Source organism: Arthrobacter gandavensis, assembly GCF_039528575.1.
Lineage (GTDB): Bacteria > Actinomycetota > Actinomycetes > Actinomycetales > Micrococcaceae > Arthrobacter_B > Arthrobacter_B citreus_B.
Genome location: NZ_BAAALV010000002.1, coordinates 475,076 through 494,030 on the forward strand (window position 1 = coordinate 475,076; position 18,955 = coordinate 494,030).

Annotated in this window: 20 protein-coding genes; 7 read left to right on the plus strand and 13 right to left on the minus strand. The window is 66.6% G+C overall.

Going from position 1 to position 18,955, the window contains the following annotated elements:
• Window positions 1-10: 10 nt before the first annotated feature.
• The 3 genes from ABFX29_RS05440 to ABFX29_RS05450 are packed head-to-tail and all read right to left on the minus strand — an operon-like array spanning window position 11 to window position 4,124.
• Window positions 11-2,137, minus strand: coding sequence for an iron ABC transporter permease (locus ABFX29_RS05440; protein WP_246167221.1), 2,127 nt, complete (start codon window positions 2,135-2,137; stop codon window positions 11-13).
• Entirely contained in the window at window positions 2,134-3,195 is a 1,062-nt protein-coding gene (locus ABFX29_RS05445; protein ID WP_152225540.1) for an iron-siderophore ABC transporter substrate-binding protein, read from the minus strand. Before ABFX29_RS05445 ends, ABFX29_RS05440 begins: the two co-directional genes overlap by 4 nt.
• A gap of 26 nt (window positions 3,196-3,221) precedes the next feature.
• Window positions 3,222-4,124, minus strand: coding sequence for an ABC transporter ATP-binding protein (locus ABFX29_RS05450; protein WP_420831125.1), 903 nt, complete (start codon window positions 4,122-4,124; stop codon window positions 3,222-3,224).
• 217 nt (window positions 4,125-4,341) lie between these two features.
• Here ABFX29_RS05450 and ABFX29_RS05455 point away from each other — a divergent pair, with 217 nt between their 5' ends.
• Window positions 4,342-4,914, plus strand: coding sequence for a hypothetical protein (locus tag ABFX29_RS05455; protein WP_211372325.1), 573 nt, complete (start codon window positions 4,342-4,344; stop codon window positions 4,912-4,914).
• A gap of 23 nt (window positions 4,915-4,937) precedes the next feature.
• Here the strand turns inward: ABFX29_RS05455 and ABFX29_RS05460 are convergent, their stop codons facing one another.
• Together ABFX29_RS05460 and ABFX29_RS05465 are read right to left on the minus strand one after the other, a co-directional pair.
• A complete protein-coding gene (locus tag ABFX29_RS05460; RefSeq protein ID WP_152225542.1) occupies window positions 4,938-6,155 on the minus strand; it encodes a DUF8173 domain-containing protein in 1,218 nt (405 codons plus the stop codon).
• A 168-nt stretch (window positions 6,156-6,323) separates the two neighbouring features.
• Window positions 6,324-7,100, minus strand: coding sequence for a carboxymuconolactone decarboxylase family protein (locus ABFX29_RS05465; RefSeq protein ID WP_246167223.1), 777 nt, complete (start codon window positions 7,098-7,100; stop codon window positions 6,324-6,326).
• A 121-nt stretch (window positions 7,101-7,221) separates the two neighbouring features.
• Here ABFX29_RS05465 and ABFX29_RS05470 point away from each other — a divergent pair, with 121 nt between their 5' ends.
• Window positions 7,222-7,926: an NADPH-dependent F420 reductase gene (locus ABFX29_RS05470; protein ID WP_152225547.1), complete on the plus strand. Its 705-nt coding sequence runs from the start codon at window positions 7,222-7,224 to the stop codon at window positions 7,924-7,926.
• Window positions 7,927-7,990: 64 nt separating this feature from the next.
• On the opposite strand, the gene ABFX29_RS05475 is transcribed toward ABFX29_RS05470, so the two are convergent.
• Window positions 7,991-9,475 (minus strand): SNIPE associated domain-containing protein, encoded by a 1,485-nt coding sequence (locus ABFX29_RS05475; protein WP_321164376.1) that lies wholly within the window; start codon window positions 9,473-9,475, stop codon window positions 7,991-7,993.
• A gap of 175 nt (window positions 9,476-9,650) precedes the next feature.
• Between ABFX29_RS05475 and ABFX29_RS05480 the strand changes: the two genes are divergently transcribed.
• Window positions 9,651-10,367, plus strand: a complete 717-nt coding sequence (locus ABFX29_RS05480; protein WP_246167225.1) for an NADPH-dependent F420 reductase — start codon at window positions 9,651-9,653, stop codon at window positions 10,365-10,367.
• A gap of 13 nt (window positions 10,368-10,380) precedes the next feature.
• Here the strand turns inward: ABFX29_RS05480 and ABFX29_RS05485 are convergent, their stop codons facing one another.
• Both ABFX29_RS05485 and ABFX29_RS05490 read right to left on the minus strand, forming a co-directional pair.
• The gene (locus ABFX29_RS05485) at window positions 10,381-10,851 is read right to left on the minus strand and encodes a hypothetical protein (protein WP_152225551.1); all 471 of its coding nucleotides are present in this window, start codon (window positions 10,849-10,851) and stop codon (window positions 10,381-10,383) included.
• The gene (locus ABFX29_RS05490; protein WP_152225553.1) at window positions 10,848-11,189 is read right to left on the minus strand and encodes a PadR family transcriptional regulator; all 342 of its coding nucleotides are present in this window, start codon (window positions 11,187-11,189) and stop codon (window positions 10,848-10,850) included. The genes ABFX29_RS05485 and ABFX29_RS05490 overlap by 4 nt, the downstream gene beginning before the upstream one ends.
• A 172-nt stretch (window positions 11,190-11,361) precedes the next feature.
• On the opposite strand from ABFX29_RS05490, the gene ABFX29_RS05495 reads away from it, so the two are divergent.
• Window positions 11,362-12,216 (plus strand): aldo/keto reductase, encoded by an 855-nt coding sequence (locus tag ABFX29_RS05495; RefSeq protein WP_152225555.1) that lies wholly within the window; start codon window positions 11,362-11,364, stop codon window positions 12,214-12,216.
• Between the two features lie 13 nt (window positions 12,217-12,229).
• Here the strand turns inward: ABFX29_RS05495 and ABFX29_RS05500 are convergent, their stop codons facing one another.
• Complete coding sequence (locus tag ABFX29_RS05500) at window positions 12,230-12,547, minus strand: winged helix-turn-helix transcriptional regulator (RefSeq protein ID WP_152225557.1); 318 nt, start codon at window positions 12,545-12,547, stop codon at window positions 12,230-12,232.
• 118 nt (window positions 12,548-12,665) lie between these two features.
• On the opposite strand from ABFX29_RS05500, the gene ABFX29_RS05505 reads away from it, so the two are divergent.
• From ABFX29_RS05505 to ABFX29_RS05515, 3 genes are all read left to right on the plus strand, one after another.
• Entirely contained in the window at window positions 12,666-13,172 is a 507-nt protein-coding gene (locus ABFX29_RS05505; protein WP_275124630.1) for an LLM class flavin-dependent oxidoreductase, read from the plus strand.
• Window positions 13,173-13,206: 34 nt separating this feature from the next.
• Window positions 13,207-14,946, plus strand: a complete 1,740-nt coding sequence (locus ABFX29_RS05510) for an FAD-binding oxidoreductase (protein ID WP_275124629.1) — start codon at window positions 13,207-13,209, stop codon at window positions 14,944-14,946.
• Between the two features lie 357 nt (window positions 14,947-15,303).
• Window positions 15,304-16,380, plus strand: a complete 1,077-nt coding sequence (locus tag ABFX29_RS05515) for an alkene reductase (RefSeq protein WP_152225559.1) — start codon at window positions 15,304-15,306, stop codon at window positions 16,378-16,380.
• A gap of 96 nt (window positions 16,381-16,476) precedes the next feature.
• On the opposite strand, the gene ABFX29_RS05520 is transcribed toward ABFX29_RS05515, so the two are convergent.
• From ABFX29_RS05520 to ABFX29_RS05535, 4 genes are all read right to left on the minus strand, one after another.
• Complete coding sequence (locus tag ABFX29_RS05520; protein WP_152225561.1) at window positions 16,477-16,827, minus strand: nuclear transport factor 2 family protein; 351 nt, start codon at window positions 16,825-16,827, stop codon at window positions 16,477-16,479.
• A 68-nt stretch (window positions 16,828-16,895) separates the two neighbouring features.
• Window positions 16,896-17,519, minus strand: coding sequence for an MFS transporter (locus tag ABFX29_RS16630; RefSeq protein WP_152225564.1), 624 nt, complete (start codon window positions 17,517-17,519; stop codon window positions 16,896-16,898).
• Window positions 17,452-18,708 (minus strand): glycosyltransferase 87 family protein, encoded by a 1,257-nt coding sequence (locus ABFX29_RS05530; protein ID WP_152225566.1) that lies wholly within the window; start codon window positions 18,706-18,708, stop codon window positions 17,452-17,454. The genes ABFX29_RS16630 and ABFX29_RS05530 overlap by 68 nt, the downstream gene beginning before the upstream one ends.
• A 56-nt stretch (window positions 18,709-18,764) precedes the next feature.
• Window positions 18,765-18,944, minus strand: coding sequence for a hypothetical protein (locus ABFX29_RS05535; protein WP_152225568.1), 180 nt, complete (start codon window positions 18,942-18,944; stop codon window positions 18,765-18,767).
• Between the last annotated feature and the right edge of the window lie 11 nt (window positions 18,945-18,955).

Below are 18,955 nucleotides of genomic sequence, written 5' to 3' on the forward strand. Positions count from 1 at the left end.
CTAACCATCGCTACCCCCGCGACCGCCGCAGCAGCCAGACAAAATACGGCGCACCAATCAGGGCAATCATGAGGCCGGCCGGGATCTGCGCCGGCGCAATCAGCGTCCGGCCCAGCGTATCCGCCACGGAGACCAGCAGCGCGCCCAGCAGCATGGACAGCGGAATCAGCCGGCTGTGCCGCGCCCCGGCAATGAACCGCGCCAGATGCGGAGCCACCAGGCCCACAAATCCGACGGCGCCAATCGCCACCACGCTCAGCGATGCCAGTACCGCGGCAGCACCGAGCAGCAGCAAGCGGGACCGCTCCAGCCGGACGCCCAGGATGCGGGGAGTGTCGTCGTCGACCGCCAGCAGATCCAGCCGGCGCCGCAGCCCGAACACCAGCGGCACCGCCAGCGCCAGGCCCACCGCCACCGGCACGACGTCGGGCACCGTCCGGCCGTAGGTGGTGCCGGAAAGCCAGGTGAGGATGCGCGGTGTGTTCCACGGGTCCGCGCGCAGCAGCAGGAACGTGGTGAGCGCGCTCAGGCCGTAGCCGCAGCCGATGCCGACCAGCACAAACCGGTCCGGCAGCAGGCCGCCGCGCCAGGCCAGCAGGGCGATCAGCGCGAAGGTGGCCAGTCCCATCAGCACCGCCATGGTGATGAGAATGGGACGGCCGCCGCCGATGTTGGAAGTCACCACCGTGACCGCACCCAGCCCGGCGCCGGCGGTGATGCCGAGGATTCCGGGTTCGGCCAGCGGGTTGCGAACGGTTCCCTGCACCACGCAGCCGGCCAGACCCAGGGCCGCGCCGGCCAGCACCGCGGCGGCAACCCGCGGGAAACGGTCGTCCAGTGCCCGGCCGATCAGGTCCGGGGCGGACCCGTTCAGCCACAGCGCGAGATCGCCTGTGCGCAGCCACAGGCTGCCGGCGAGCAGGCCCACCAGCACCGCGGCCGCGAGGAGCAGTGCGGAGACGGCGACTGCGGCGAGGAATCGGCGCCGCGTCCGGACACCGAGGCGGCCCTGCGGCGGCATCGAGATTGGGCCGGAATCCCGCATCTGCATCGCCAGGACCACAATCAGGACGGCACCGAGCAGTGCCGTGGGAACACCGGTGGGAATGGAACTGGCACCTTCTGCGCCGAGGATTCCGCGCAGCCCGGCGTCGGCCAGCAGGATGAGCAGCGCTCCCAGGAGGCCGGAGACGGGCAGCAGGAAAAGGTGCCTGCCGAGCACCGGTGCGCGGCCGGCCAAGAGGCGGGCCAGCACCGGGGCGCCGAGCCCCACAAAGGCGATGGGCCCGGCGAGCGTCACGGAAATGCTGGTCAGCAGCACGGCGCAGAGCACGGACAGCACCCGGGTCGAGGCGACGGGAACACCCAGGGATGAGGCGGTATCGTCGCCGAGCTTCAGGACATCGAGCCGGCGGCAGAGCAGCAGCGCGACGCACAGCATCGCAATGATCACCGGGGCCGCCCGGACGGAGGCGTCCAGGTTCAGCTGGGCGAGCGATCCGCTGCCCCAGGCGAACAGGCCGGTGGTGTTTTCCTTGAACAGGATGAGCAGCATTGCGGTGCCGGCGTCGAGCGCCATGGCGATCGCGGAACCGGCAAGGATCAGGCGGGTGGTGCCGGACCCCACGGAGCGGCCGGCCAGGCCCAGCACGACGGCGGCGGCCAGCACCCCGCCGGCGAATGCGACGGTGCCGGAGGCCCACAGCGGAACGGACAGGCCGAAGGCCGCGACGGCGGTCAGCGCAAAATAGGAGCCGGCAGTGACGGCGAGGGTGTCCGGGGAGGCCAGCGCGTTCCGGGTCACCGACTGCAGCAGCGCGCCGGCCACGCCGAGGGCAAACCCGACGGCCACCCCGGCGAACAGGCGCGGCAGCCGTGAGCCCACCAGCACATCGGCAATGGGAACGCCGCCCACGGTTTCCTCGGCGCCGCCGAAGAGCCGCCACAGGTCCGCAAGCCCCGCGCCGGAAGTTCCCTGGGTCAGGTGCCAGGCACCGGTGAAGACGACGGCCAGCAGCAGCACCGCCAGAACGGCCAGGCCGCCGGCAGTGTGCTGGAGGAAGTTATGCAGGGGCAGCCGCAGGCCCGTGGGGGCCTGCGGCTGCGTTATGTCCCGCGTTTGGTGAGGTGCGCTCACTCCGCCAGCATGGCGTCAACGTAGGCGTCGATGGCCTGCTGGTTGGACAGCGGGCCGCCGGCACCCCATACGCCTGCGGGGAAGGCGAAGGCGCGGCCTTCCTTCACTGCGGGCAGTGAGGTCCAGATGGGGTTCTTCTCGAGTTCGGAGACGTAGCCGCCCACTTCCTCGTCATTGGAGTAGAAGAGGTTCGCGCTGCCAACAGCGGTGAGCCCTTCAATGTCCGTCTGGCCCAGGCCGTAGGCCGGATCCACGCCGCCGTTGCCGTACTTCGAGTCAATGTCGTCGGTCCACGCGGAGGTCAGGCCCAGCTCTTCGCCGAGGGCGGTGAAGAGTGCACCCTGGCCGTAGGGGCGGATGGTGACGTTTCCGCCCTCCACCCAGCCGTCGAAGAAGAGGAAATCGGTGGTTGCCAGATCAGCATCCGCGACCTTTTCCTTGGCGTCGGCCAGGTGCTTGTCAAAGGTGTCCAGGACCTGCTCGGCGCGGTCGGTGCGCCCGGTGGCTTCGGCGATCATCGAGAAGACGTTCTTCATGTTCCCGATCGGGTCCGCGCTGTTGGCGCCGAGGGTGGCGAGGACCGGCACGCCGCGCTCTTCGAGCTGGGCAATGATCTCGTCGTCGGCGCTGAAGGCCTCCACGATGATCAGGTCCGGGTCCGCCGCGTACAGGGTGTCCAGGTCCGGCTCGCCGCGGGTGCCGATGTCAGCGACGCCTTCCTCCGGCAGGGTCTCGGCGCTCACGTACGTGGCGTAGCCTTCGGCGTCGGAAACGGCCACCGGCGTGACGCACAGCGTGAGCGCGTCCTCGATCTGCTGCCATTCCAGCACGGCGATGCGCTCGGCCGGCTTCTCCAGTTCCACGGTGCGCCCGACGCCGTCGGTCATCGAGACCGGGCCGGTTGCCGTGGCGGTGGTGTCGGCTGCGCAGGCTTCAGACGTGGCGGCGGTGGCGGCGTTCGCCGGCTCCTCCACCTCGGTGGTGCCGCAGGCGGACAGGGTGAGTGCGGCAGCAGCGAGCATGGAAGCTGCTGCGGCGAGCGGGCGGACTCGGTTCATTCTTGGGGTGCCTCTCGGGTGGGTGTTCAGGGTGAAACGGGAGCTGTGGTCCGGTGCCGGGCGGTGTGCCGGCCGAGCGGGTCGATGCGGATGCGCCGGGTGTCCGGCTCCACGGTGACCTGGACCCGGAGGCCGTAGACCTCCGAGATGTTCTGTTCAGTCAGCACCTGGTGCGGTTCGCCGGCGGCGTGAATCCGTCCGGCGGACATCAGCAGCAGCGAATCGGCTACGCGGGCGGCGTGATCGAGGTCGTGCAGCACAATGCCGACTGCGACTCCGCTGTCCGCGAGGTCCCGCACCAGGTCCAGGATCTCGATCTGGTATCTCAGGTCCAGGTGGTTGGTGGGTTCGTCCAGGAGTACGACGCCGGTGTCCTGGGCCAGGCAGGCAGCCAGCCACACACGCTGGATCTCACCGCCGGAGAGTTCGCTGACGGAACGTGCCGCCATGACGTCGACGCCGGTGGAGACCATTGCGCGGTTGATAACCGCATGGTCTTCGGCGTCGAGTCCGGCGAAGCGGCGCCGGTAGGGATGCCGGCCGAAGGCCACGACCTCCCGCACGCTTAGTCCCTGCGGGGCGGGGCGGGACTGGGAGAAGAGAGTTACTTCCCGGGCGAAGTCCCGGGAGGTCAGCGCTGTTGCGGAACGTTCACCGCCGGTGCCGCGGAGGACGATCTCGCCGGCGTCCGGGCGGTGCAGCCGGGCCATGGAGCGCAGGAGGGTGGACTTGCCGCTGCCGTTGGGGCCCACCAGGGCCGTGACCTGCCCAGGCTGGAAGGTCAGGGAAACCCCGTCCACCACGGTGTCCTTGCCGTAGCGCAGGAGCATCTGCTCTCCGGTGAGCGACGTCGACGGCATGACCTCCGGCTGCGCTGCCGGTTCCCGGGTGCCGGTCCGCTCAGGGCGCGGGGTGTTACTCCGGGACATGGCAAACCTCAGGGCTGAAGGAAAGAAGGACGGGCGTTGCAGGCGGGCGCGGCCGTGCCGCTGGAACCGCTGCGGAGTTGGTAAGGCTTGCCTTGCCTAAGCAACAATAGAAGCTGGGCCGGGCGGACGCAATCTGTGTCTGCCGGGACGTCACACAGCGTCCACAACCCGGCCTGACCTGCCCGTACGGACCAAATCAACAGAGCGAGAACGCACCATGAGCACTACCCCGGCACCGGCTGACCGCCCCGAAGCTACTCCCGTCCCAAACGCGGACCGCACAGTGACCGTCTGGGAGGACGGCATGAAGTTGGACTTCACCTTCGCCGACTGCATGCGCTACCACGGCCCGGGCTTCCCCGGCGGTGTGGCCCATGCGTTCGCTGCGCTGGGCCGGGCGCTGCCGGAACTGGCGGACCGCACTGCCGGCGGCCGCGTCGAGCGCAGGCAAATCCGGGTGCGCACTGCCTTCCCCGGGCCCGGTGGGCGGGACGCCATCGAACTGGTCACCCGTGCCGTGACGGGGGAGCGCTTCGAAGTAGTGCCGGAATTGGCCCGGCCCGAACGTGGCAGCACCCTGGCCCGCTACGTTTTTGAGATCAGCGCCGGTGATTCGACGGTCACCTGCGTGCTGCGCGATGACGGAATTGTGGCCGATGAGTTCATTGAGCTGGGTGCCAAGGCGGAGAAGACGGACGCGGAACTGGCCAGGGTTGAGGTTCTCAAGGTGGAGATGCGGGACCGTATCCTCAGCCGTGATCCGGCGATGGTTTACGACCTGGAGGGTTAGGGAACGGCAGCCCCGGCCAGGTGCTACTGCGCCGGGGGCGGCGGCTGCACTGGAGGCGGCTGTACCGGGGGCGGCGGAGGCTGTCCGCCGTCGTACCGGGGGCCGCCCGCCGGCCCTGTGACCGGCCCTGTCCCCGGATCAAAGCCAGCGCCAGCCGGCAGCTCGCGGCGCCACGGCCGCTTCTCGTAGATGGCCAGGAGCTGCGCGCCGAGGCCGAAGAACACCATGGCGAACCAGACCAGGACGTTCAGCCACGGGATCTGCAGCGCGATGATGAGGATTAGCCCGCCAACCAGGGCCATGATCACGGGGTGCCGGCGGCCGCGGAAGATGAGCCGCCCGATGTAGTACGCGCCGAAGACGAACGTAGCCAGCATGAGGGTGAGCCACACCAGCAGGGCAGCCAGGGCGAGCGGCGCTCCAATGACCGTAAACAGCAAGAGCACCAGCACCAGGGGGACGGCAACGAACGCCACGAAGCCCACGAGCAGGGCCTTCCAGGGCCGGGGGATCAGCTGGTTGGTCACCCGGTGCAGCAGGCGGGGGAGGAGCCACCCGGCCGCCACGGTGATGAGGCTGAGCGCAACCAACGCGTACAGCAGGCCGAGCAGCCACCCGGCGAACTTTTCCCCGGCGGTTGGTTCCTCGTTGGGCTCCGGAACGATCTGCTCAATGGTCCCGCTGACCGCGCCGTCGGAGATGTCTGCTTCGTTCGCAGAGTTGTAGGTAACGTTGCCGCCCACTGTTCCGTCAATCGTGAGGTCACCGACGCCAACGGCCATGTCCCGGCCAATCTCACCGGCAATGTCGATGTCGCCCGCGGCGCCCACCAGGTCATCGCCAAAGGAACCCGATTCCGTGACATCGATCGTCGAAGCGAAGATGGTGCCGCTGCGGGAGACTTCCCCGCTGATGGTCACATCCTGCCCGGCGAGGCGCACGTTGCCGTCAACGTCTCCGGTGATGTTGATCGTCTGGCCGGCCGCAATGACGTCGCCCGTCACGTTGCCGGAGATGGTGATTCGCTGTCCGGACACGTAGACGTCGCCGGACACGTCATCCCGGACATCGACGTTCAGCCCGCTGTAGAACTGCGGGCCCGAGCCGTCGTTGTCCCCGTAGGGTGCAGCCGTCAGGGACTTAGGGGTGGAGGCGAATGCGCCGGTGCCGGTCAGCAGGAGCAGAAGCATGGCGGCGAGAACTGCGGGAAGAACCCGTCTCTGGGATGAAGGAGGTCTCATTGCGTTGCCTTTCAGGTATCTGCAAATGAACGCATCTACGACGCTTTTGATCCTGACTCGGGCGAAATCCGTTGTTTACGTCAGGGTTCACGGCAGCGGAGTCCCTGCGCCCATGATCGCCCCGGCGAAAGCAGCTGTAAAGGCACCGCCGGCAGCTGCGGCAAACCCCTACAGATCCCGCACCGCGCGGATCGCAGCCGCGGCTCGGGGAAAACCGACGTACGGAAAGCACTGGACCAGGGCCGCGATGACCACCGTTTTGGAGCTGCCCGTCTGCAGGCAGGCCCTGCCGTGCGGGCCAAGCTGGGCCGCGGTGTCTCCGATTGCGGCCAGCGCGCACAGCACCAGCAGCTCCCGCTGCGCCAGGGTGAGCCCTCCGCGGGTGTAGAAATCGCCGAAACAGAACTCCGTCAGGAACCGGGGGATCGCTTCGTTGAACGGCTCCGGCAGATCCGAGAGGTCGTCCTTGATTTCCGTTCCGTACAGCGGAGTCTGCAGGGCCAAGCCGCGCTGGTACCTGGCGGCGTCGTCGACCGTTCCCTGCTCCGGCAGCGGGAGGGCGATGCCGTGCTCCGTGAACACCGCATTGATGGTGGAAACAGCGTTGAGGGTCCGCGGAAAGCCGATAAAAGGCGCCAGCTGGTACACCGCTTCCCGAAGCTGCACCGGCGTGACACCCGTGGCAAGCGCGCCGGCGGCATGGGCGCGGAGCTGCGGCAGGGTCTGCAGGCAGGTCAGCACTGTGACAGTAATCAGCTCACGGGTCTGGTCATCCAGCACCCCGGTACCGAAAACGTCGCCAAAGATGAAGCGGCGCAGGATTTCCATCAGCTCGGGATCATCCTCGTGGGCACCCTGGTCCCTCGGCCCGAACAGCCGGGCATACGTCACTTCAGCCTGCTCACGCCGGGATGAAGGCTCCAGGGGACGGTCTCCTGCGGTCACGATGCGCTCCTTCGGCCGGGTTCTGCGCGGCTGGACCCCTTTCCCATGCAAGCACGCAGGCGCGGGGTCTGCCAGAGACCCCCGGGGGAATGAGCGCAGCCGGGCTCGCGTTGTTCCAGGCATGAGCAGCACACCGCCCAGTACCCTGCACGTTTCCTCCTCCACCGCCGACGCCGCCCCGGACACGCTCCACGTCGCCGTGATTGGCGCCGGCAAGGCCGGCACCGCCATTGCCCGCTCACTGCTCGACGCCGGCTACCGGGTTTCCATCTCCGCCTCCGGCGATCCGTCCCGGCTGGAGCTGATGATCGACTTCGTGACCCCCGGAGCCGAGCCGAAGTGGACGCACGACGCCGTTACTGACGCAGACCTGGTGGTCCTGGCCCTGCCGCTGCACCGGCTGAAGAACATTGATCCCGCCCACCTGGCCGGCCGCGTGGTCATCGACACCATGAACTACTGGCCTCCGGTAGACGGCGAAATCCCCGCCTTCGCGGCGGGGGACCGGCCCTCCTCCGAAGTGGTGCAGGAAATGTTCCCGGGTGCCGCCGTCGTCAAGACCTTCAGCCACACCGGCTACCACCACCTGGAACCGGACCGCCGCCCCGCAGGGCATCCGGAGCGCCTGGGCCTGGCCGTGGCGGGGGACCAGCGGGACGCCGTTGCCCTGGTTTCCTCGGTTGTGGAACGGATCGGCTACGATCCGGTCCCCGTGGACTCGCTGGCAGGCACCGGTTTCCTGCAGCCCGGCGGACCCGCTTTCGGCGCCCGGCTGACCGCGGCGGAGCTGCGCGGACTCGCCGCCGTCACGGCGCCCGTGGCCTAGGTCCGAGGCTGATGGAGCGCCCGCGTTAGATCAGAGGCGCGGGGTGCTCGAGGCGAAAGCCTTCTCACATTTTGGCTTCCAAATTGCCACGGCTGAGCTGAAACTCTTCCGCCACGTAATCCGTCCGGAACTCCACTACTTCGACGCGGTGCTGCTTGAGCGCCTCCAAGACCTGGGTGGGGTTGACGTAGAAGAACTCTCGCCGGGTATTGATTTTGTTGACGCGCTGTTCTGCGAAAGTGCGGTGGAGCATGGCCTCCACGCCCACTGCATCCTCGGCGAAGAAGAGTGCATGGACATCGAAGGTGAACGGCACCGACGCGTCGCCCAGTTCACGGACCCGGTCCATCGGCTCAAGCCGCCGTGTCATGCCAATCTTGACCATGTTTTCTCCGAAGGCGCCCACATTTGATATGACGTAGACGTACCCGGCACGGATATTGGCCGCACGGTAATCCACGTCGGCAATTGCCCGTTCGGCGTCCAGGACGAGTTCCCTCATACGAGCTGCCCCGTCAGCATCTCCCTTGGCTTCAAGCGCCGCCAAGGTTGTCTGGTAGTGATTGAGTTCTTTCTCCAGTTTCTCTTTTGCCTGTGCCAGTTCCTGTTCGACGCGGCGCTGTTCCCTAAGCTCTGCTTTCCGTTCTCGTTCTGCTTCCTTTTCTGCTTGGAGAGCCTGCAGATGGCGGGAGGCTAGGGACAATTCGATCAATCTAAGACGGTGATACTCAGGGCTCACTGCCAGATCGATCATGGTGCCCTGCCTCATGATCTGTTCCCGGGCTTTTGAAAGCCGTGCCTGGGCGGTCTGAAGGTTCCCGGCTTTGACTGTCTTGACGCAATTCTCCGCTTCCGCGTTGTAAGCACGAAGCATGATTTGCGACATCTGGGCGACGAATTTCTGCCCTTGCTTCGCCGAATTATTGAAGGTGAAGTTGCTGGTCGCTGTGATAGCAGCCTTCGACCGAACCATGTCCTTGATCTGAGACCGCACGACTTCCAGCTCCGCAGCCAGTTCGGCGGAGCTTTCGGCGGGGTGCGAGTATGCGAACAAACCGGCGTCCTGGAGTCCCGCTTGGTCATGGATGGAAACGATCTCTCTCCGTGCCACCGCGAGTTCTTGCTGGATTGCTTCCCGCTCTCGCCCAGCAGCTGCCATCTCGGCCTGGAATTCTGAGCGGAGTCGACGGAGCTGTTCTTCGGCTTCCTCTCTCAGCCGTGATATCTCTGCGAGGTCTTGGAGCCCGTGTGCGTCAATCAGGCGCTGCAGCCGTTCGTTCTCGGCGAGCTGCTCCTGAGCCACCTGGCGGGCGTTGAACAGTCCCACCTTTTTTCTACCCGGTCCCGTCCGTGTCCGGTCTGTGCTCTCTGGGGTTCCCACAGTTTCCTGGGAGGTGGACGGTGGCACCGAAGAACCTGTATCAGGAACCCCCGGATGCTGGATGGGCTGGGTGTGTTGAGTCCATTGCTGGCCGTCCCACCAACGCACAATCTGTGGGTTCTGGCCGTCCGGGTACCATCCTGCGGGTGTCTGCATGTCACTTCCCATCGTGTGCGTCTTCGCTGGTCCACGTTCTTCAGTCGTACTTATTCTTTACCACCCGTCTCCGACACCGAACTCGCCGCCGTCACTGCCCCCGTGGGCTAGGTCCGAGGCTGGGACCCGGGAATTATCCGCGGCAGCCTTTGCTTGCACACACCACAACCACCGAAGGGATGCAGACATGGCGACACTGGGAATCATTGGAAGCGGAAATATCGGATCAGCCGTGGCACGGCTGGCCGTGGCCGCGGACATGAACGTGGTCATCGCGAATTCACGCGGTCCGGAATCCCTTCAGGATCTGGTCGCTGAGCTGGGCCCGCTGGCCAAGGCCGGAACGGTGGAAGAGGCAGCCAACGCGGGCGACGCCGTCGTGCTCTCAATCCCGCTTGTGGCGGTGAAGAACCTCCCCGAGGGACTGCTGGCAGGCAAGCTGGTGCTGGATACGAGCAACTACTACCCCTCCCGGGACGGACGTATCCAGGAACTGGATGACAGCACCGTGACCACAAGCGAAATGGTGCGGGACCAGCTGGGCGCGGACCAGTACGTGAAAGTCTTCAACAACATCACCGCCGCGCACATCCCGGCGCTCGCCCGGCCCGAGGGTGCTGCGGACCGCTCGGCGCTGCCGATCGCAGGTGATGACGCCGCTGCCAAGTCGGAGGCCGCAGCCATCATTGGACAGCTTGGCTTTGACACGGTCGACGGCGGGACGCTGGCTGAGAGCTGGCGGTTCGAGCCGGACACCCCGGCTTATGGGCGGATCTATTTCTCGGACCCCAACGCCTCCGATCAGCAGCTGGCGAGCACCCCTCCCGGCATGACGCCCTCGGACCAGGTGCAGTCAGCGCTCGACGCCGCCACCCGGGTCAACGTGGCACAGCGCCGGTTCTAGACGGGCATCAGCATCAGAGGACGCGTGTCAGGCGAAGGGTGAACAGTCCCACGGAGATCACGACCGCAGCGACGGACACCCACAGGGCAGCCCGCTGCAGGGACCGGTTTCCGGCCTGCTGGCGCAGCCTCAGGACCGCCCACGTGAGCATGGCGATGGAGAGCAGCGGAAACACGTAGAACACCAGGCCTGCGACCGAGCCGGCAAGCAGCCAGATGTCCGCCCAGGACCTGGCTGCTGCCGGCGCCGGGACGGCGGGTGCGGCGGTGCTCGCGGCGGCCACGTCCTCCACCGGACCAAAATCGGCGATGACGCGCTCAGCGGTCTGCTCGGAGTTCCCGTGCAGGCTGAGTACCTCCGCCGCGTGCTCACGCATGGCCTGGACCGTCTCGGCGTGTTCCCGCGGGTCCGAGCCCGTCAGCGCCCGGTCCAGGTCGGCGAAGTACGCCTCCAGCAGTTCCGGCATTCTTTCGGTGGTGCTCATGAAGTCTCCTTAATAGCGGCTGTGACATCCGCGGCGAACACGTTCCAGGTGTGGGTAAAGACCTTCAACGCGGCCTCGCCCTCGCCGGTGAGGTGGTAATAACGCCTGGGCGGTCCGACCGGTGACGGCTCCAGCGTGGTGGTGACCCATCCCTGCTGCCGCAGCCGTGAAAGCAGCGGATACAGGGTGCCTCCACTGGCGAACAGGATCTTTCCTTCCCCGAGGCGCTCGGCAATCTCCAGGCCATAAGCGGGTCCGGAACGCAGGCAGGCAAGAACGCAGTAGTCCACAGTGCCTTTGCGGAGCTGCGTCAAAACCGACTCACGGGATGGTGTCATGCAGTGCAGGCTACTGGTAGCTTGCATTGCATGCAACCCCTCGGGTGCATTCATCCAGTGGCACGGTACCGGCCGGTGCGTGCCACGAAACCACGACGCCCATTCCGCTGGCCGGACGCACGCGGGACCATGGCAGGGGAAGAACGATCCGCCAATCCGGAGGAGCCGGACCATGATCCTGAACGAAACCTATACCCTCGCCAACGGCGCCCCCATTCCCAAACTGGGGTTCGGCACCTGGTTCATTGAGGACGGAGCCGCTGCGCAGGCGGTGCAGGACGCGATTGGAATCGGCTACCGCAACATCGACACTGCGCAGGCCTACGGCAATGAACGCGGCGTCGGTGAGGGTGTGCGCTCCAGCGGTGTGCCGCGGGACGAGCTGTATGTCTCCAGCAAGCTGGCCGCGGAAATCAAGGATTACGACGGCGCTGTGTCAGCGATCGACGGATCGCTGACACTGATGGGCCTGGAGTATCTGGATCTGATGATGATCCACAGTCCGCAGCCCTGGAACGACTGGCGCGGCGGATCCTATGCCGAGGGAAACCGGGCGGCGTGGCGGGCGCTGGAGGAAGCGCACGACGCCGGGAAGCTGCGGTCCATCGGCGTCTCCAACTTTGAGCAGTCAGACCTTCAGAACATCTTCGCCGCGTGCACCGTTCCTCCACAGGTCAACCAGGTGCTGCTCCACGTGGGAAACACGCCCACGGAACTGCTCGACTTCTGTACGGAGAACAACATTCTTGTGGAGGCATATTCACCGATCGCGCACGGGGAGATCCTGGGCAACGCTGAGGTGGGCGTTATGGCGGAGCGGTACTCGGTCTCCGTGCCGCAGCTGTGCATCCGGTACGCCCTGCAGCTGGGCACCGTGCCGCTGCCGAAAACCACGAACCCCGAGCACATGCGCACCAACGCGGACGTTGACTTCGTCATCTCCGACGCGGACATGGAAGCCCTGCACGGGATGAGCGTGACCGACTACGGAAAGTCCGGCAAGTTCCCGGTGTTCAGCGGGAAGTAGCTGTCTTCGGCGGCTAGGAAGCTGCCGCTTCTTCGCCGGGCGCCTCTTCCCAGCGGCGCGAGTACTGGCCGATTGGCTGCAGGGCGCGCAGCAGATCAATGCCGCGGCCGGTGAGGTGGTAGCGGATGCTTACCGGCACGGTGGGTTCCACGATGCGTTCCACGAGTCCGTAGCCCTCAAGTTCACGGAGCCGGAGGGTGAGCATCCGTGCGGACAATCCCTGGACCCGGTTCTGGATCTCCGTAAACCGCTCGGCGCCGGTGCCCAGGGCCAGCAGGATGCCACCCACCCAGCGCCGCCCAACAATCTCCATGACAGTGGTTAGCCGCATGCATTGCTCATCATCGATGCTGAACGGCGGGGCTGGTCTGTTTTTTGACGTCACTTACGAAAAGTAAGTCGCTTATGCGGTGGTTGTCAATGGTCCGGGGCGAGCAGATGCTGAAGGCATGCCTGATTACCTGCACCCGCTGCGTTTTGGCAGCTTCATCACCCCGCTGGCTTCCGCGCCGCAGGTTCCAGTCGACCTGGCCCTGCTCAGCGAGGAGCTGGGCCTGGACCTGGTGACCTTCCAGGATCACCCGTACCAGCCGAAGTTCCTGGACACCTGGACCCTGCTCTCCTGGGTAGCTGCCAGGACCTCGCGCATCCATGTCTCGGGGAACGTGCTCAACCTGCCGCTGCGGCAGCCCGCGGTGCTGGCCCGCTCCCTGGTAAGCCTTGACCTGCTCAGCGGCGGACGGGTGGAACTCGGCATCGGTGCCGGGGGCTACCTCGACGCTATCGCAGCAATGGGAGCGCCGAAGCTGACCGTGGGAAATGCAGTCAGCGGACTGGAAGAGGCGCTGGAGATCATCCGCGGAATCTGGGACTCCGAGAACCCTGAGCCCTTACGCGTGGAGGGCCAGTTCCACCGGGTAGACGGCGCCGCGCGGGGGGCCGGCACCGGCTCATGACATCCCCATCTGGCTGGGGGCATACAAACCCAGGATGCAGCGAATCATCGGCCGGAAGGGCGACGGCTGGCTGCCCAGCCTGCCGTGGATGAAACCCGGCGACGTCGACCGCGGCAACCAGGTCATCGACGAATCCGCCCGCAAGGCAGGGCGGGACCCGCGGCAGATTACCCGTTTGCTGAACGTGACGCCGCAGTCCTCCGCGGAAGACCTGGCAGAACTGGCCACCGGGCACGGCATGAGCGTGTTCATCCTTGCCTCAGACGACCCGGCGGAGCTGCGGCGGTTTGCCGAAGTCACCGCGCCCCGGGTCCGTGACCGGGTGGCGCAGGCGCGGACGGCCCGAGCCCGTGCCGGCAGCGCAGTTCCGGAGTCAATCCCGAATACGGTGCCGGGTTCCACCCCTGCTGAACCGGCACCGGCACGGACGTTCCACGGTGACCCGATCCCGGAAGCACTGGCTGCCCGGACAATGTTCCCGGGCGATCCGGGGTACGCCCGCTACACGTCCAGCTACTTCCGCGGCGCCCGGCCCGGCGTCGTCGTCCGCCCCGAAAATCCAGCCGAGGTGCAGGAAGCGGTGCGCTTCGCCGCCCGCCACCGGGATGTTCCGTTCGGGATCTTCAGTGCCGGGCACGGGCTCTCGGGCAGGTCGCTGAACACCGGTGGAATCGTGCTGGCGCTCGATGCGCTGAACTCCATCACCGTCAGCGGCGGCAACCGGATTCAGGTGGGGCCGGGCGCCCGCTGGGGCGAAGTGGCACAGGCACTGGCCCCCTATGGACTGGCGGTCACCTCCGGGGACTACGGCGGAGTCGGCGTCGGAGGCCTGGCCACAACGGCCGGGTTCGGCTGGTTCGCCCGCGAACGCGGCCTGACCATCGACTACCTGCGCTCCGTGGACATTGTCACCGCAGACGGGGCCCTGGTGCACGCCAGCGCGGACGAAAACAGCGACCTGTTCTGGGCTGTACGCGGCGCGGGAGCGAACTTCGGTGCCGTCGTCTCCTTCGAATTCGAGGCGCACCCGGTAGCCGCTCAGGTGGGTTTCGCGATGCTCGTGTTCACTCCCGATGACGTCGCCGCCTTCATGCAGGCGTGGGGAACCACCGTTGAGGCAGCGGATCCCATCGTCACCGGATCACTCATGGTGGGACTCACCGGGGCCGGCAGGCCGTCCGCGGTCCAGGCGGTGATCGTGGTGGACTCCAGTGATCCGGACGCCGTACTTCAGCAGCTGCAGCCCTTCGCCGGGCTGGCGCCGCTGTCCGATCAGCTGGTTCAGATGGTGCCTTACACGGCCTTGATGGAGGTGCCGCTGACAGGCGAAGGGCAGTCCGGCAGAGGCGAGCCGCACGGCCATTCCGGCCTGGTCCGCCACCTGGACGCCGACGTTGCGCGCGGCCTGGCGGAAATCATGGCCACTGACCGGCCCTTCTTCCTCAGTGTCCGTTCGGCCGGGGGAGCCGTGGGCAGTTATCCGGCCGACTCGACGGCGTTCGGCTGGCGGGATGCCAACTTCCTGATCTCCCTCCTGGGCGGCCGGTCCGACGACGTGCAGCAGCGCTGGCGCGACCTGCTTCCGCTGATGGAAGGCATGTACCTCAGCTTCGAAACGGACACCGGGCCCGACGTCGTTGCCCGCGCCTTCCCGCCTGGCCACCTGCTGCGGCTGCAGGCGCTCAAGGCAACCTGGGATCCGTCCGGACTGTTCCGCGACAACTTCTTCATCGCCCCTGAGCCCCATCCCGCCAAGGTGGCGCAGCAGGCATAAGCCTCAACCTTTGGGGAGATAACGCAGTTTAGGAGGGGTTCCGCTCAGCCTGTGGGGAGGTACAGCTGTTTAGGCCGCGCCATTCCAGCATTATCTCCTCGAAGGTTGGTGGACATCCCGCCATTCGAGCGTTATCTCCCCAATGGTTCATTCGCGAGCAGGCGCATTCCCTGCTCCAGCACTTCCGAGTGCCCGGGTTCTTTGCTGAGGCCGGCTCCGGCGGTCAAGGCCGGCGCGCGGCCGTGTGATCTTGGCTGCCCAGCGGAATACCCGCGGGCAGGCTTTGGGTTGTTGCTGGGTGTACGAACGTCGGGACAACCCCTGCCCTGATGCGATCGAGAGAAAGCACCCGTCCTAGTGAACCTGTTTACCCCGCTGACCGTCGGCACCATGGAACTGCCCAACCGGCTTGTCATGGCCCCGCTGACCCGCATGCGCGCCAACCTCGACGGCGTCCCCACCGACATCATGGTGGACTACTACCGCCAGCGCGCCTCGCTCGGCCTCATTGTCAGTGAAGGCATTTACCCGTCCTTCACCGGCCAGGGCAACACCCGGATGCCCGGCCTGGTCACCGAAGAACACGTCGCCGGCTGGAAGCGCGTCACCGACGCCGTGCACGAAGCCGGCGGGCGGATCGTCGCCCAGCTGATGCACTCCGGCCGCGTCGGCCACGAGAACGTCAGCGGCCGCCAGCCGGTAGCTCCCAGCGCCATCGCGCTCTCCGGTGAGGCACACACGTACGACGGAAAGCAGCCCTACCCGGTGCCGCACGCCCTGACCGAAGCCGAGCTTCCCGGCGTCGCACAGGAATTCGCTGCCGCCGCCGCGAAAGCCATCAAGGCAGGGTTCGACGGCGTTGAGCTGCACGGTGCCAATGGTTACCTGCTGCAGGAATTCCTCTCACCCGTCTCCAACACCCGCACTGATAACTACGGCGGATCCCCGGAGAACCGTGCCCGCTTTGTCCTGGAAGCCTTCCGGGCCGTAGTTGACGCCGTTGGCGCAGAGCGCACCGGCATCCGGATCTCCCCGGAGCACAACATCCAGGACGTGCTGGAAACCGACCGCGACGACGTGCTGGCCACCTACACGGCACTGGTGGACGGCATCGCACCGCTGAAGCCGGCCTACCTCAGCATCCTGCACAAGGACCCTGCAGACGATTTGGTCCAGGAACTGCGCCGCCGCTTCGCCGGACCGGTCCTGCTGAACACCGGCTTCGGGGTGGAGACCACCCGTGAGTCCGCCCTCGCGCTGCTGGATGAGGACCTGGCTGACGCCGTCGTCGTCGGCCGCCCGGCCCTCGCCAACCCGGACCTGGCCCGCCGCTGGCAGGAAGGCGCGGACCTGAACGCACCGGACTACTCCACGTTCTATACGGATGGCGCTGCCGGCTACACGGACTACCCGGAGCTTGCCCCGGTTTCCTAGCCAGCCTGGTTCCGGCCGGCTGCAGCCGTGTGTTCTCCTGCAAATGGGAGGAACTAGCGGCTGTGGCCGGCCGCCCTGCGCGGATCGGGCCGGCGTCTAGGCTACCGGCACGATGTAGGAGTCCACTTCGCTGATCAGGCCGTCGCGGAACGTGATCACGTCGCAGTAGTTGAAGAAGACCGGGCCGATGGTCCGGTGCACGCCGTGGCCGGCTCCGGTGATGGCGGTTGTGTTGCCTTCGGTGACCATGCGCTCCAAGCTGAGGTCCGGGGAGCCCTCGAAGCCCGGCTCGCCAATCTCCGCGTCGAACTCTGCCTTGCCGCGGGCGGTACGTGACCCGTGGATGCGCCAGACGACGTCGTCCGTCAGGCAGGCGAGGATCGCCGGGTGGTCACTGCGGCGGAAACCGTCCAGGTATTTGTTCACCAGTTCCTGCTGCGTGCTCATGGCTGGACCTTCCTTCACCTGGCATCCGGGGCGCGGGGACCACCGCCGGGTGCCGAATGCTGGCTACGCTAGCGGTTTTTGCCCGTAACAGGAACAGCTTGGGGTTTCCGGCGCCCAGGCCGCCGGTAGGATCCCGGCCACAGCTCGTGCCGCAGGACAGCCAAGGCCGCTACCGCCAGGACCAGGGAGACTGCGGCTGACAACAGCAGTGATTGCCGGACCTGGAATAAGTTGACCAACGGACCTGCCAGCGACAGGCCAAGTGGGAGGGCGGCCGTCAAACCCGCAGTCCACAGCGTGAAGACGGGCTGCTGTTCATGGTCTGCCAGCTGGCTCTGCAGGACCACGAATACCAGCGGATTGAAAGGGCCGTACACAAATCCCGCGGCCGTAAATGCGGCGAAAGCCGCCGTTCCGGTGGTGGCCAGCCCCAGCACTGCAACGCACAGTGCCCAGCCAATGATCACGGCCACCAGGACCGGGGCAGGGGGAAAACGGCGAAGGTATCGGCTGCGGCTGTCTCTCGATGTCCGCCTGCGGCATCCTGAATCCCCGGGATCAGGCAGCCGGAGAAGGACCGGGCGCCCGCTGGTCGGGTCGCCGGGGACGTTCCAGGGGTAGGAACTAGCCGGCGTGCGCCGGTACCGCCGCGGCACCGCTGCCGGCAGGGCCGCGTACTGCCTGCGCTGCATTGACCGTGATGATTCCCGCCGCAGCAATGGCTGCGAGCATCCAGACGGAGGAAGCAAGTTCAAGCCACCACGGCCCCCACCCCCGGATAGTCCCGGAATGGGCCAGGCTGAGCGTCAGTGATGAGAACAGGAACAGCAGATACAGGAAGCCCGCCCCGCACCGCAGCCGCCGTTTACGCCGCCGGGACACTCCCGGCGGGAACACCAGCGCAGGAATCAACAGGACAAACCACACCCAGTGGTGGAACCAGCTGATCGGCGAAATCACCAGCATTACCAGGGCAGTGACGCCTACGGCGGAGAGCGGGTCGTTCGCGGCGAGCAGCGTTCGGACGGCTGCGTATCCGCCACAGATGACGGCCAGGCAAAGCACAGCCCACAGTGCCGCCGCGGAGCCGTCGGAGAGGCCCAGCCGCTGGGTGAAGGCCCGCAGCGTGAGGCTGTACATATCGTCGTCGTTCCCCACCCGGGTGGTGGAGAACAGCGCCTCCGTCCAGTAGTGCACCGCCCCCTGCCACGTCAGGGCGAACCCGATCCCGACGGATCCGAAGAACCCGGTGCCCATCCAGAGGACCGCTCTCCAATCCTTTCGGGCTGCGAAGTAGAGGCCCATGGCCAGAGGAGTCAGCTTCACTCCTGCGGCCAGCCCCGTGAGCAGCCCTCTCGGCAGGAACCTGCCCGGTTCAAGCAGGTCCCACAGGATGATGAGCATCAGCACGGCGTTGATCTGGCCGAAGGAGAGGCCTTCCCGCCACGGGGCTGACAATCCGATCAGGGCCACTACTGCCCCGATGGCCAACGCCCGGCGCCGGGGCGGCAGGACCTGCAGGCGGCGCTTGATTTCCGGAGTGTGCCGCACGATCAGCAGAGAGACGGCAATCAGGGAACCGGTTAGGAGCACAGTGTGTGCGGCCGCCCCAAAGGCGGGAGGCAGCACGGCGTAGGGCAGGAAAAAGACGACGGCGAACGGCGGGTACGTGAACGGCAGCCAGAAGTCCTCCCGAACCTGCCACAACTGCGCATCGTAGAGAGCCACGGGGCCATCCATGCCCAGGAAGGCCCGCGCTCCTGCCCGGTAAATACTGAAATCCAGGTTGTGCACGCCGGCAGCGAGTACTGTCAGGGTCCCGGCCAGGAACAGCGCCGCCACCAGCGGCAGCCGGTGCGGAGCTCGGAATCTGGGAGGCATCCGGCCAGCCTAGGTTGCAGGCCGAGCCGTCGGCGGGCCGACTTGCCGCCGTCTGGCTATCCCGCTGTAGCCGGGAACGCCGCCACAAGGCGGGCCAGCGGCTCCGGAACGTTCCCCGGAGTCAGGGCACCCACCAGCAGCGGTGCGCAGCGGATCTTGTTGCCCGGGCGTCCGGCCAGCACCTGGAGTGCCTGCCGGCCGCTTTCGGCTTCGATCAGGATCGTCGTCGTGCGCATGCCTCCAGTAT

Coding starts and splice junctions, on each gene's coding strand:
- ABFX29_RS05445 (WP_152225540.1), bottom strand. CDS start 3,195: ATGAACCGAGTCCGCCCGCTCGCCGCAGCAGCTTCCATGCTCGCTGCT.
- ABFX29_RS05450 (WP_420831125.1), bottom strand. CDS start 4,124: ATGTCCCGGAGTAACACCCCGCGCCCTGAGCGGACCGGCACCCGGGAA.
- ABFX29_RS05455 (WP_211372325.1), top strand. CDS start 4,342: ATGAGCACTACCCCGGCACCGGCTGACCGCCCCGAAGCTACTCCCGTC.
- ABFX29_RS05460 (WP_152225542.1), bottom strand. CDS start 6,155: ATGAGACCTCCTTCATCCCAGAGACGGGTTCTTCCCGCAGTTCTCGCC.
- ABFX29_RS05470 (WP_152225547.1), top strand. CDS start 7,222: ATGAGCAGCACACCGCCCAGTACCCTGCACGTTTCCTCCTCCACCGCC.
- ABFX29_RS05475 (WP_321164376.1), bottom strand. CDS start 9,475: ATGGGAAGTGACATGCAGACACCCGCAGGATGGTACCCGGACGGCCAG.
- ABFX29_RS05480 (WP_246167225.1), top strand. CDS start 9,651: ATGGCGACACTGGGAATCATTGGAAGCGGAAATATCGGATCAGCCGTG.
- ABFX29_RS05485 (WP_152225551.1), bottom strand. CDS start 10,851: ATGAGCACCACCGAAAGAATGCCGGAACTGCTGGAGGCGTACTTCGCC.
- ABFX29_RS05490 (WP_152225553.1), bottom strand. CDS start 11,189: ATGACACCATCCCGTGAGTCGGTTTTGACGCAGCTCCGCAAAGGCACT.
- ABFX29_RS05495 (WP_152225555.1), top strand. CDS start 11,362: ATGATCCTGAACGAAACCTATACCCTCGCCAACGGCGCCCCCATTCCC.
- ABFX29_RS05500 (WP_152225557.1), bottom strand. CDS start 12,547: ATGCGGCTAACCACTGTCATGGAGATTGTTGGGCGGCGCTGGGTGGGT.
- ABFX29_RS05505 (WP_275124630.1), top strand. CDS start 12,666: ATGCCTGATTACCTGCACCCGCTGCGTTTTGGCAGCTTCATCACCCCG.
- ABFX29_RS05510 (WP_275124629.1), top strand. CDS start 13,207: ATGCAGCGAATCATCGGCCGGAAGGGCGACGGCTGGCTGCCCAGCCTG.
- ABFX29_RS05520 (WP_152225561.1), bottom strand. CDS start 16,827: ATGAGCACGCAGCAGGAACTGGTGAACAAATACCTGGACGGTTTCCGC.
- ABFX29_RS16630 (WP_152225564.1), bottom strand. CDS start 17,519: ATGCAGCGCAGGCAGTACGCGGCCCTGCCGGCAGCGGTGCCGCGGCGG.
- ABFX29_RS05530 (WP_152225566.1), bottom strand. CDS start 18,708: ATGCCTCCCAGATTCCGAGCTCCGCACCGGCTGCCGCTGGTGGCGGCG.
- ABFX29_RS05535 (WP_152225568.1), bottom strand. CDS start 18,944: ATGCGCACGACGACGATCCTGATCGAAGCCGAAAGCGGCCGGCAGGCA.